Genomic DNA, 13,111 nt, shown 5'->3' with positions numbered 1-13,111 from the left:
AGATCGCAGCCTGCGGCAGCTCCTACGGGGGTCCGCCGTCTTCAGGACAGCAGGTCCTGCATGACCTGTTGCAACACATCCAGATCGAACGGCTTGGCCAGGATCGGTGCTTTGCGGGTGATCGGGCTGTCGGTTTCGCGAATTTCCTGCGGGTAACCGCTGATAAAAATGACCTTGAGCTCCGGTCGCAGCTTCACGGCGGGCTCGGCGATCTGCACGCCAGTGATTCCCCCCGGTAAGCGGAAGTCGGTGATCATCATGTCCAGATGCGGCTTGCTCGCCAGAATTTCAAAGGCCTGCTCGCCGTTTTCGGCTTGCAGCACCCGGTAACCCTCACCCGACAAGTAAGCAGACAGCACCATCAAGATCGAAGGGTCATCCTCGACGATCAGTACCACATCTTGTGCATCTTCACTCATGGAAAGCCTTTGTTCGGTCAATAGCTGCTGATACGACCGTGCGGTCACTCAGAGGTTGCGTTTATCGGGCTGTTTCCCTGCAGCGGCAGACAAACGCGAAACAAGGCGCCTTCGCCAATCCGGCTCTCGACAGTGATGGAGCCACCGTGGGCGGCGACAATCTGCTCCGAAATAAACAGCCCCAGGCCCAGCCCCGCTACAACGGTCTTGGCGGAAACCCGTTCGAACTGCTGAAAAATGCGCTGCTGATTCTCTTCACTGATCCCGATACCGCGATCCTGAACCTCAACCCACGCTTGCCCGTCCTGATTGTACACGCGTACGTCGATCAGGCTCTTGGCACCATAACGCAGCGCATTGGTCAACAAGTTGGAAATCACTTGTTCGATACGGAACTCGTCCCAGTGGCCCACCACCGGCTGCTCGGCCGTCAAGGTCATCGACGACTCGGCGGCCTCGACCTGCGGGGCAAAGTTCTGCAGAAGGTTGTTCACCAGTTGCACAAGGTCAAACCGACTGGGGCGGATCGACAGCTTACCGGTGCGGATCCGCGATACATCGAGCATGTCTTCGATCAGGCGGATCAGGCTTTTGATCTGCCGCTCGTCGCGGTCGACCATGGCGTGCATCTTGTCCAGCGTGAATGCTGCAGCGTTATTCCGGGCCAGGTGCATTTTACGCAACTGGGTCTCAAGAATCAGGCCATTGAGCGGCGTACGGACTTCATGAGCCACGATAGACATGAAGTCATCACGCATGCGCACCGCCTGCTCCAGCTCATTCTGGGTGTTCTGCAACTGTTTGAGCAGCGCCTCCTGCTCCCGGCGACTTTGCTCCAGCGCTTCGACCTGATGCTTCATCGCTTTGCTCTGGCGATACAGGTCGACAAAGACATTGACCTTGCTCTTGACCGCATGAACGTCCAGCGGCTTGTGCAAGAAATCTACCGCACCGCTTTCATAGCCCTTGAACGCGTAATTAAGCTCGCGGCCGGCGGCACTGACGAACACAATCGGGATATTTTTGGTTTTTTCCGTGCCGCGCATCAACTCGGCCAGCTCGAAGCCGTTCATGCCGGGCATCTGCACATCGAGAATGGCCATGGCGAATTCATGCTGCAGCAACAGCGACAAGGCTTCGTCGGCGGACAGGGCTTTGTAGACGATACGGTCTTCACGCCTGATCAATGCATCGAGCGCCAGAAGGTTTTCCGGCAGGTCGTCGACGATCAGTAATTTGGCCAGGACATTACTTAACATACGATTCGTTCCAGCTCGACAAACAGACGGCCAATGCCGCGAAGATCCAGCCGATGAGTATCCAGCACTGCCCTATTCATGATTTGCGATAGATCCGTTCTGGTTTGACCAATGCTTCAAATTGATTGCCATAGGCCGAGAAATCCAGGGTTTCCTTACTGCCCAGCGCCAGAAAACCCCGATGACACAGTGATTCGTGAAACAAGCCCAACGCACGGCCCTGAAGTTTTTTATTGAAATAAATCAATACATTACGACATGAAATTAATTGAGTTTCCGAGAACACACTGTCGGTGGCCAGGCTGTGATCGGCGAAGGTCACGTTGTCGCACAGGCTCTTGTCGAAAATCGCATAACCATAGGCCGCCGTGTAGTAATCGGCGAACGACCGCTGACCACCCGCCTGCTGGTAGTTGTGAGTGTAGGCCCGTACGTTCTCCAGGGAGAAAATCCCCTGCCGCGCTTTATCCAGCGAGTGCGGGTTGATGTCGGTGGCATAGAGGATGGTGCGATCCAGCAGGCCTTCTTCGCGCAGCAGAATCGCCATCGAATAGACCTCTTCGCCAGTGCTGCAACCCGCGATCCAGACCTTGATCGACGGATAAGTCTTGAGCAGTGGCACCACTTCCTGACGTAGCGCCAGGAAATGCGAAGGGTCGCGGAACATTTCACTGACCGGAATCGTCAGCAATTGCAGCAATTGCATGAACGCGGTCGGATCATGCAGAACCTTCTCTCGCAGCGCCGAGATGGTTTTGCACTCGAACTGACTCAAGGCGTGATTGACCCGGCGTTTGATCGACGCGCTGGAGTAATCGCGAAAATCGTAGCTGTACTTGAGGTAGATCGCCTCGATCAATAAGCGCAATTCGGTTTCGGTGTCGCGCTCCACTAGTGTCCTGCCTCGCAAGTATGTCCCTTTTTGGGGAGTGGCTGATGTTGCCAGACAAGGCGCCGCGACGAGTCATAGCTGGCTATGGCGAGGAGCGGCAACGCAGTATGGCGACAACAGACGCCGCCAAAAAGGAACATACTTGCGAGGCAGGACACTTATATTCGTTCCATCTTCGGTAACCACACACGAATCAGCGAAAACAGGCGATCCAGGTCGATAGGCTTGGCCAGGTAGTCGTTGGAACCGGCCTGCAAGCAGCGCTCCTGATCGTCCTTCATCGCCTTGGCCGTCACCGCAATGATCGGCAGCTTGCGCCAGCGCGGGTCCTTGCGGATTTCGAGGGTGGCTTCGAAACCATCCATTTCCGGCATCATCACGTCCATCAGCACCAGGTCAATGTCCTCGACTTCATTCAATTTCTCGATCGCCTCACGGCCGGTGCGGCCAATGACCACGACGGCCCCCTTTTGCTCCAATGCACTGGTCAACGCGAAGATGTTGCGTACATCGTCGTCCACCAACAGCACTTTACGGCCCTCGAAAACCTTGTCCCGGCTGCGGGCGATCTTGAGCATCGTCTGACGCTCCTGGGACAAGCGGGATTCGACCTTGTGCAGAAAAAGTGTCACTTCGTCCAGCAACCGCTCGGGCGAGCGAGCGCCCTTGATGATGATCGAACGCGAATACTTGCGCAGCTCTGCCTCTTCATCCCGGGTCAGGTTACGTCCGGTATAGACGATCACTGGCGGGAACGAGCAGATATCCTCGGTCGACATGCGTTTGAGCAAGTCATTGCCGAGCATGTCCGGCAGCTTCAGGTCGATGATCATGCAGTCGAAAATCGTGGTGCGCAGCAGGTCCAGCGCATCCTGCGCCAGGCCGACAGCGGTGATTTCAATGTCCTCGTCGCCGATCAGCCGAGCGATGCTGTCGCGTTGCACATCATCGTCTTCAACCAGCAAGACCCGTTTGACCTTCTGCGTCAGTTTGGCTTCGAGGCGGGCAAATACCTCCTTGAGCTCCTCGCGGGTGGTGGGCTTGACCGCATAACCGATGGCGCCCATGTGCATGGCCGCCTCGACCCGGTCTTCGACCGAAATCACGTGTACCGGGATGTGCCGGGTTTCAGCATGTTCTTTCAGGCGCTGCAATACCGTCAGCCCGGAATGATCCGGCAGGCGCATGTCCAGCAGAATCGCATCAGGGAGGAACTGCATGGCCAGGTCATAGCCTTCGTCGGCGCCATGGGCCACCAGGCACTGATAACCCAGTTCATGGGCCAGATCGTAAAGAATGTGCGCAAAGTTGGGCTCATCCTCCACGACCAGGATGCAGCGGGTAGCGAATGGCGCCTTGTTGCGATCATCGTCGAAACGCGGAATGTCGACGTCGGCAATCAATGGCCCAGGCGCAGAAATCACCGCGTTTGTAGGCTCGGCCACTGTCGTTGCATTCATCGCCTCGTCTGGTTCGACGTAGTGCTGCGGCAGCACCAGGGTGAACACACTGCCCTGCCCAGGCGTGCTGGTCACGCTGATGGAGCCGCCCAATAACGTGGCCAGATCACGCGAAATCGACAAACCCAGGCCGGTGCCGCCGTAACGACGATTGATGGTGCCATCGGCCTGACGGAAGGCTTCGAAAATGCTTTCCTGCTGATCCGGCGCGATACCGATGCCCGAATCGCGGATGATAAAGGCAATGCCCTCGCCCGGTTGAGCAGCGACGCTCAGGCTGACAGTGCCTTTCTCGGTGAACTTCACGGCGTTGGACAGCAGGTTCTTGATCACCTGCTCCAGGCGCTGGCGGTCGGTGAACAGCATCAGGGGCGCATCGGCCAGCAATTGCACCTGGAAATCCAGGTTCTTTTGCGCAGCCAACGGCTGGAACATGCCACGCAGGCCTTCCACCAGACGCGCGACACTGGTGTTTTCCGCTCGCACCTCAAGCTTGCCGGCCTCGACCTTGGAAATGTCGAGAATATCGTTGATCAGGTTGAGCAAATCATTGCCGGCGGAATAGATCGACTCGGCGAACTTGACCTGCTCGGCACTGAGATTTTCCTGCGGGTTTTCCGCCAACAGCCTGGCCAGAATCAACGAACTGTTCAGCGGCGTGCGAAGTTCGTGGGACATGTTGGCGAGGAATTCGGATTTGTACTTGCTGGAGCGCTGCAACTCTTCGGCGCGCGCTTCGAGTTCAACCTGGGCCAGATTCAGCTCGGTGTTTTTCTGGTCCATGGCATCGCGTTGCGCGGCCAGGATCTGCCCCTGCTCGGCGAGTTGTTCGTTGGTTTGCTCCAGCGCTACCTGCTGGGTTTCCAGGTGGCCCTGGGATTCCTTGAGAATCCGCGACTGCTCTTCCAGCTCCTCGTTGGCGCTCTTGAGTTCTTCTTGCTGAACCTGCAGCTCTTCGTTGAGTTGCTGGGCTTCGGCCAGCACCTCCTGCAAACGTTGACGATAGCGAGCGGCCTCGATCGAGGTGCCGATGTTGCCGGCAATCAATTCGAGCAGTTCAACATCACGATCCGTCAGCGTGCGCAGGAACCCCAGTTCGATCACACCGTTGACCCGATCGTCATCGCTGGTCGGCACCACCAATACGCTATGCGGTAAACCTTCGCCCAGGCCGGAACTGACTTTGAAGTAGTCGCCTGGTACGTCATCCAGACGAATCAAACGCGCCTGTTGCGCCACCTGGCCGACAATCCCTTCGCCACTGTAGATCTGCTGTTCAAGCGCTTCCTGTTCCCGGGAGAAACCGTAAGACGCGATACGCTTCAGGCCACCATGATCCTCACGGACATAGATCGCCGCGACAGCCGTGCCTAAATATTGCGCACAGAACTGCAAAATGTTGCGCCCCAACACATTGAGAGATAGCTGCCCCAGGACTTGCTCGGCCAGTTCGGTCTGGCCGTTACGTAACCAGGCTTGCTGTTCCAGGCGTCGGGCACTGGCCTGTTGTCCGGCGAGATTGGTGCTGTAACTTTGCGACAGTTTGAGCAAGTCCCGACGACCAATGTAGGCCAGCAACCCGCTGATAGCGGCCACGAACAGCAGATAAAGGGCGATGCTCCAGATCGTGGTTTGGCGCACTTCCTCGTTGCGTGTACCACGCAACTGCTGCTCCAGGTCGATAACATCTTCGAATTGCTTGCGGATCTCATCGGTCAGCCGCTTGCCACGCCCGGCCTTGACGGCGCCACGGTAGTCACCGCTGGCACGCTGCAAATCGATCATCGCTTGCGCGTAATTGGCCCACTCCGTCTGCAAGGCCTGGAGCCGGCGCAGACGATCAGTCTGGACCGGATTGTCAGCGGTCAATTCGAGCAAGGTATTGAGCGCGACGGCGATTCTCGGCTTGGCCGTCTCGTAGGGATCGAGGAAATGTTCGTCGCCACTGAGCAGGAACCCACGCATGCCGGTTTCCAGATCGACGGTCAGCTTTATCGCCTCATTGGCATTATTGATCACCCGGTCGGTGTGCTGGACCCACTGAATCACCGACAGTAGGTAGGTGATCAGCGAAACGAAGAAAACCGCACTGATGACGCCCACACCCAATGGCAGGCTGACGTTGCGGCTCAGGAGTTTACGGAATCGTTGCTCATCAACCGAGGACGCAGAGGTCATGGGGAAGCCTTGTCGTGCTATTGAAAAGCATCGAGTCTGCCCCAAAACGGCCGGGCTCATCCATTTTTCTGACATGTTTTGCGGCAAAAACCTGCATTTAGCTGCTCTGGGACAAAGGAGCGGTTATTCTCTGCGGCTCTTGTGCGGCTATTGTTTTTGTAGCGCGTCGGGAACCTGTCGTGATTCATCACTCAATCACGCAAGAACCCGGCGGTTTCGATTGTCCGGCAACCGCGAATTCAACCTTTGAGAGCCCCACTATGTCCGCAGACACCTCCACCATTCTAGTCGTCGAAGACGATGCCATCGTGCGCACGCTGATCGTCGATGTGCTGGAGGAGCTCGAATTCGAAGTACTCGAGGCGGATGGTAGCGAACAGGCCCTGGAGTTTCTAAATGACGAAGACCAGGACATCGACTTGCTAATGACAGATGTGGGGTTGCCGGTCATGGACGGTCGGGAACTGGCGAAGCAGGCGCGCATGCTGCGTCCCGAATTGCCAATTCTGTTCGCCAGCGGCTATGCCGAAAGCATCGAGGTGCCTGACGACATGCACGTGATCGGCAAGCCGTTTTCCATTGATCAGTTGCGGGACAAGGTCAAAGGCATGCTGGTCTGAGAAAGTTGACTGGGGCTGTGGCCCCCTCCACTTCTGCATAAACAGACGTAAGACTGCATTTTTCGGCGTTTTTCGGCTCAACCTGTCAACTCTGACAGTAGAAAAGGCCGCCCGCCTGGCGTTTGATTGGACCGGTGATTCTCACTCATAAGGAACCGGGTCCATGCCGAATCAAACCGAATGCTACGCACGTTATTTGAAAATCAGCGGATTGTTGCTAATGCTCATCGCCGGATATGGTTGCCAGTCAGCCTCTTCCGACAATCCGCAGCACTGCTTTGAACAGAACGGACAAGCGTTCAGCGAAGTATTGAACTGCTATCGCAAAGCCCAAGCGACGCAACCGCTGCGCTACGTCAGTAAGGGACAAGAGCAACAGCCCGGCGTCAACATCCGGCGCTTCGAACTGATGTCACAGTCCTGGGGCCAGGGCGGTCAAGTCGCCCCAGCAGACTGGACCCATGGAGTCGACCTGTACATTCCCGACAACGTCAAAGGTACGCGTGCCGTGCTGGTCGCCAACGACGGCGTCAACCAGCCTTTGCCCGGTGAGTCTCCGGGAGCACCCAACAACTTTTCGCAGCACACATTACTCAACATTGCCCGGCAAACCGGTTTGATCGTAGTGGCTGTCAGCAATGTCCCTAACCAGTATTTGACCTACAGCGATGACGGCGTGCCGCGCACAGAAGATGGCAGCGTTGCCCACAGCTGGAAACTATTCATGCAGGCGCCGGAACAACAACCCTTTATGTCGCTGCATGTGCCGATGATGGAAGCATTGGTTAAGGCCATGGACCTGACACAAAAGGAAACGCAGCCAGGCCAGGTGGTGAGTTTTCTTGCCACCGGCGCGTCGAAACGCGGTTGGGCGGTATGGCTGTCCGCCCTTTCGGACTCACGCGTCGATAGCATCGTGCCGTTTGTCATAGACGTCTTGAACACGGACAAAGTGTTCGACCAGACGTTTCTGGCTTACGGCGGTAACTGGCCTCTGGCGTACATCGACTACTACTTGCAAGGCGTGATCGCCCAACGCAAGAGCGAGCCGTTCAAGAAGTTGCTGCAAGTCGAAGATCCGATGAACTATCGAAATCTATCCGGCTACATCGACCGCTTGAAGATCCCGAAATACATCGTCAACGCCAGTGGTGATGATTTCTTCATCCCGGATGCTTCGCGCCAGTATCTTGCGGATCTGCCGGGTGACAATACACTTCGGATCATTCCCAATGCCGCCCACGATGTGCGGGCGTTTGTTGAAGCGAACCTGATTCCTTACATCAAGCGGCGGCAGACCGGCAATACCGCACCGAGGTTAAAGGCACAGGAACAGCACCTGGACGCCTCATCAACCAAGTTGCAGCTGACCTTGTCCGAAATGCCAATCAGGATGACCCAGTGGACAGCCCACAACCCAAAGGCCCGGGACTTCAGGTACAACTGCGGCGTGCGCTACACCGCAGCACAGTTGCCGGCCTCAACGGAAGTCCATGCAACTCTCCGTGCTCCCAAGGTGGGTTGGAGCGCAGAGTTCTTCGAGGCTGAGTACGCAGACGGCGTTGTCGAAACGACATTGGTCAAGATTCTTCCGGATACATATCCGGATAAGGCACCACCCGCCGATGAGGCGTTTTGCAGAACGCTACCCGCCACCCTGGGTCAGTGAATCAAGACACGACAATCTCGACCGTTTTGCTAAATGGGGTGGTTCTCAACAATTGGACGTTAGTCCACTCCTGAATCTCGCCAACGGCAAGATGTCCATGGGCCTGCCGAGTTTTCCAAATACCAACTACAACAGCTCCATGGTGTTTAAAAATGCCGACTCGTTTGCATTGACGACATCGCTGCTAAGCCAATTAAAAACCAACAAGCAAGCGTATCAGCAGAATATAGCGACCATGAAAGCGGCACTCAAAAATGCCAACCATGGATACATCAGTGGGCAGACACTGGTAAAAATCAACATCCTCTAAGTTTCAGACATACCGAGTTACCGATACCGGGCGCATGCGACCACTACTGTACTGTGGTTTAATTGCGCCCTTTTTGCCCCCTCGCTTGCTGCAAAGGATCACTATTTATGACCCAGCCCCGCGCAACCAAAGTCCTGGTGATTGGTTACGTCTGGCCCGAGCCCCGCTCTTCTGCGGCCAGTGGGCATGTCATGCAGATCCTCGAAACGTTTTTGCAGCAAGGCTGGGATATCACTTTCAGCAGTCCCGCCGGTCCCGGCGAGCACAAGGCCGATCTGACCGTGCTGGGCATCCGCGAAGTGCCGATCGAGTTGAATAACAGCAGTTTCGACACCTTTGTCAGTGAACTGGCACCGGATATCGTGTTGTTCGACCAGTTCATGATGGAAGAACAGTTCGGCTGGCGAGTAGAGAAACACTGCCCCGACGCCTTGCGCGTGCTGGAGACCTCCGACCTGCAAAGCCTGCGACATGCCCGGCATCAGCGACTCAAGGAGCGCTTGAAGGCCAGTGATGACGCCAATGATTTCAGCGAGTTATTCGCCCCTGCATTGCGCGAAGAGTTCGAGCTCATGGCCGATACCGATCTGGCGAAACGGGAGATCGCCGCGCTGTATCGCTGCGACTTGAACCTGATGATCTCCGAAGTGGAGATTGAATTGTTGGTCGAGCAGTTCGGGTTGCCGCAACAATTGCTGCACTGGTGCCCATTGATGGTCGAACCCCTGACCACCGCGTCGCCGGCGTTTGAGGAGCGTGCGCATTTCCTCAGTATCGGTAACTTCCGCCACGCGCCGAACTGGGATGCCGTGCTCTGGATGAAAACCACGATCTGGCCGCTGATCCGTGCGCAGTTGCCAGAGGCGCAACTGCACATCTATGGCGCCTATACGCCGCCCAAAGCCACCGCCCTGCACAATGCGGCCCAAGGGTTTCATGTGATGAACTGGGCAGAAGATGCTTTGCAAGTCATGTCCGCGGCGCGGGTATGCCTGGCGCCGTTACGCTTTGGTGCGGGTATCAAAGGCAAGATTGTCGACGCCATGCTGTGTGGCACGCCCAATGTCACCACCCCCATTGGCGCAGAAGCGATGCACCGCGAACAGCCGTGGCCGGGCGCCGTGACCCGAACCGCGCGCGAGTTCGCCGATTGTGCGGTTCGTCTTTATAAAGAAAAAGACCTCTGGATGAGTGCCCAATCCCATGGCCAGCAATTATTAGCCGATCGCTATCAGCCCGCGGTACATGGCCCGGCGCTGATCGAGAAGTTGTTGTATTGCCAGCAACACCTGGCACTACTTAGAAGGGATAACTTCACCGGCAGCATGTTGCGCCATCATCATCACAAAAGCACTCAATACATGGCGCAGTGGATTGAAGCAAAAAATCGCATTTAAGAAAATGCCGAACTTCGCCCGCCGAACGCAACAAGAACTTATCAGCACTTGAAGGGACGCCCTACGAAACGTTCTTCTGATCGCTGTCTTCGACCACCATTCGCTATCGAGCAGTGTCGCAGGCTGGCACAGAGAGCCTGGAAAGAGGCATGATCAACGGGCGATAACAATAAAAGTGCCCTGACATGAGCCGACCAGCCAGAGTTACCGATCCTTCCTACGAATTGATGGACGACCATAACGGGTTGTCCATCATCTATCGTCAGCATGGCTTCCCCTGCCCTTTGGTGCGCTGGCATTTTCACAAGGAATACGAACTGCACCTGATCATCGCCAGCTCCGGCAAGGTGTTCATCGGTGACTACATCGGCAACTTCTACCCGGAAACGCTGTTCCTGACTGGTCCCAACCTGCCTCACAACTGGATCAGCCAGGTGGCCGAAGACGAAGTGGTGCCCAAACGCGACATGCTGGTCAATTTCACTGACGAACTGTTCGAAAGCGGCCATCAGGTGTTCGCCGAGCTCAAGACGCTTGCACCCTTGCTGGAGCGCGCGCAGTACGGCATCGAGTTTCGCTGCAAGCGCACGATTCGCCAGGCCATGACCTTGATGCAGCGCATCGCTGATACCAAGGGCATGACCCGGCTCGGGCATTTTTTCATTCTGCTGGAGTTGCTGGCGGCATCCGATGACTATCAGTTGCTGTCCGGTGCCACGACGCCGCAATTGGCCGATGAGCACAATATCGACCGCACCAACCGGGCGGTGGATTACATCTTTGCCCATTACGCCCGAGAACTGCCGCTGGAAGAAGTCGCCGAGCACTTGGGCCTGAAGCCGACCTACTTCAGCCGAGTGTTCAAACAGGCCACCGGGCGCTGCTTCATCGAATTCGTCAATCGCCTGCGCATCAGCAAATCCTGCGAGCTGCTGGCCGATGGCGACAAAACGGTGACCGATGTGTGTTTCGAATCGGGCTTCAATAATATTTCCAACTTCAACCGGCGCTTTCAACAGCTCAAGGGCATGACGCCGTCGCACTACCGGCGGTTGGCGGTGCAGCGCTTGACTGAGCAAAACCTGGGTTAATACCTACCCCTGTGGGAGCGGGCTTGCCCGCGATAGCAGACTGTCAGCCGATATAAATCGGTGGATCTGACGGCCTCTTCGCGGGCAAGCCCGCTCCCACAAGGTTTTGTATTCAAGCTGAAAACCTGTACAGATTTCCAACGGCGCTAGCGGCTAGTAAACCGTACCACGCACCTCTCGCCCTCAACCCCAGTGCAAAAAAGTATCGGTCACAGTGCGATGGATGATTTGTCACCCCATCAATTGAAGGCTGTAATCAGTGCACATTCTTCCTGCGCAGGAAGACACAAAAACAATAACTGTCCTTCTGTAACCCGCCGGGTGCAGAAAAGGAGTGCACGATGCAACCTTCTGTAAAAGCTCTGCTTGCTCTCACCTGCATGACCCTCAGTAGCGTCAGCCTCGGCGCCCAGACCCTGACCATTGCCACCGTCAACAACAGCGACATGATCCGCATGCAAAAACTCTCGAAAACCTTCGAGGCCGAGCATCCGGACATCAAGCTCAATTGGGTGGTGCTCGAAGAGAACGTCCTGCGCCAACGCCTGACCACCGACATCGCCACCCAGGGCGGGCAGTTCGATGTGTTGACCATCGGCATGTACGAAGCCGCACTCTGGGGCGCCAAGGGCTGGCTGGAACCGATGAAGGACTTGCCGGCCAGTTACGCCCTCGACGACGTGTTCCCTTCAGTCCGGGAAGGTCTCTCGGTCAAGGGCACGCTCTATGCCCTGCCGTTCTACGCGGAAAGCTCCATCACCTATTACCGCACTGACCTGTTCAAGGACGCCGGGCTGACCATGCCCGAGCGCCCGACCTGGACCCAGATCAGCGAATTTGCCAGCAAACTCACCAACAAAGACAAAGAACAGTACGGCATCTGCCTGCGCGGCAAGGCGGGCTGGGGCGAGAATATGGCACTGATCACCACCGTCGCCAATGCTTACGGCGCACGCTGGTTCGATGAGCAATGGAAACCGGAATTCATCGGCCCCGAATGGAAAAACGCGCTGAACTTCTACGTCGACACCATGAAGAAGTCTGGACCTCCTGGCGCGTCGAGCAACGGTTTCAACGAAAACCTGGCGCTGTTCAACAGTGGCAAGTGTGCGATCTGGGTCGATGCCAGCGTCGCCGGCTCGTTCGTCACCGACAAGACCCAAAGCAAGGTCAGCGATCACGTCGGCTTCACCTACGCACCACATGAAACCACCGACAAAGGTTCGGCCTGGTTGTATTCCTGGGCGCTGGCCATTCCGACCAGTTCCAAGGCCAAGGACGCGGCGAAAACGTTCAGCGCCTGGGCCACTTCCAAGGAATACGGTGCGTTGGTCGCGGAAAAAGACGGCATCGCCAACGTGCCGCCAGGCACTCGTACTTCGACTTACACCGAGGCCTATATGAGCGCCGCGCCGTTCGCCAAGGTGACGCTGGAATCGCTGAAGGCTGCGGACCCGAGTAAACCGTCCCTCAAGCCCGTGCCCTATGTCGGCATCCAGTTGGTGACCATTCCTGAGTTCCAGGCCGTGGGCACCCAGGTCGGCAAGCTGTTCTCGGCAGCGCTGATCGGCCAGACCACGGTCGACCAGGCTTTGACCGCCGCCCAGTCAACCACCGAACGTGAAATGAAGCGTGCCGGTTATCCAAAAATAACCGCGCAATAACAACTGTGGAGACGGGCTTTGTGGCGAGGGGGCTTGCCCCCGTTCGGCTGCGAAGCAGTCGCAAAGCTTTGGGGTCGCTTCGCGACCCAACGGGGGCAAGCCCCCTCGCCACATAAGCCCGCTCCCACATTGGATCTTCATTTGTCTGTTCT

The 13,111-nt window shown here is 56.6% G+C and carries 10 protein-coding genes; 6 read left to right on the top strand and 4 right to left on the bottom strand.

From position 1 onward, the window contains the following. Positions 1-41 precede the first annotated feature (41 nt). From IB250_RS03800 to IB250_RS03785, 4 genes are all read right to left on the bottom strand, one after another. Positions 42-419: a response regulator gene (locus IB250_RS03800; RefSeq protein WP_192343035.1), complete on the bottom strand. Its 378-nt coding sequence runs from the start codon at positions 417-419 to the stop codon at positions 42-44. A gap of 44 nt (positions 420-463) precedes the next feature. After that, positions 464-1,678, bottom strand: a complete 1,215-nt coding sequence (locus tag IB250_RS03795; RefSeq protein WP_192343034.1) for a hybrid sensor histidine kinase/response regulator — start codon at positions 1,676-1,678, stop codon at positions 464-466. A 76-nt stretch (positions 1,679-1,754) separates the two neighbouring features. Beyond that, positions 1,755-2,570 carry a CheR family methyltransferase gene (locus IB250_RS03790; protein ID WP_192343033.1) on the bottom strand — a complete coding sequence of 272 codons (816 nt, stop codon included), beginning with the start codon at positions 2,568-2,570 and terminating at the stop codon, positions 1,755-1,757. A 158-nt stretch (positions 2,571-2,728) separates the two neighbouring features. Beyond that, on the bottom strand, positions 2,729-6,208 hold the full coding sequence (locus tag IB250_RS03785) for a response regulator (protein WP_192343032.1): 3,480 nt from the start codon (positions 6,206-6,208) through the stop codon (positions 2,729-2,731). Between the two features lie 260 nt (positions 6,209-6,468). Between IB250_RS03785 and IB250_RS03780 the strand changes: the two genes are divergently transcribed. The 6 genes from IB250_RS03780 to IB250_RS03755 all read left to right on the top strand — a co-directional run bounded on the left by IB250_RS03780 (position 6,469) and on the right by IB250_RS03755 (position 12,959). Continuing rightward, positions 6,469-6,828 (top strand): response regulator, encoded by a 360-nt coding sequence (locus tag IB250_RS03780; RefSeq protein ID WP_192343031.1) that lies wholly within the window; start codon positions 6,469-6,471, stop codon positions 6,826-6,828. A 163-nt stretch (positions 6,829-6,991) separates the two neighbouring features. Next, positions 6,992-8,497 carry a PhoPQ-activated protein PqaA family protein gene (locus tag IB250_RS03775; protein WP_192343030.1) on the top strand — a complete coding sequence of 502 codons (1,506 nt, stop codon included), beginning with the start codon at positions 6,992-6,994 and terminating at the stop codon, positions 8,495-8,497. Beyond that, the gene (locus tag IB250_RS03770) at positions 8,454-8,807 is read left to right on the top strand and encodes a hypothetical protein (protein WP_192343029.1); all 354 of its coding nucleotides are present in this window, start codon (positions 8,454-8,456) and stop codon (positions 8,805-8,807) included. The genes IB250_RS03775 and IB250_RS03770 overlap by 44 nt, the downstream gene beginning before the upstream one ends. A 107-nt stretch (positions 8,808-8,914) precedes the next feature. After that, positions 8,915-10,204: a glycosyltransferase gene (locus tag IB250_RS03765; protein ID WP_192343028.1), complete on the top strand. Its 1,290-nt coding sequence runs from the start codon at positions 8,915-8,917 to the stop codon at positions 10,202-10,204. Positions 10,205-10,389: 185 nt separating this feature from the next. Next, positions 10,390-11,295, top strand: coding sequence for an AraC family transcriptional regulator (locus IB250_RS03760; protein WP_123496941.1), 906 nt, complete (start codon positions 10,390-10,392; stop codon positions 11,293-11,295). Between the two features lie 341 nt (positions 11,296-11,636). Further along, entirely contained in the window at positions 11,637-12,959 is a 1,323-nt protein-coding gene (locus IB250_RS03755) for an ABC transporter substrate-binding protein (RefSeq protein ID WP_192343027.1), read from the top strand. Positions 12,960-13,111 lie beyond the last annotated feature (152 nt).

The sequence above is a fragment of the Pseudomonas sp. PDM09 genome (assembly GCF_014852305.1).
Classification (GTDB): domain Bacteria; phylum Pseudomonadota; class Gammaproteobacteria; order Pseudomonadales; family Pseudomonadaceae; genus Aquipseudomonas.
This window is presented reverse-complemented; position numbering and strand designations above follow the sequence as displayed.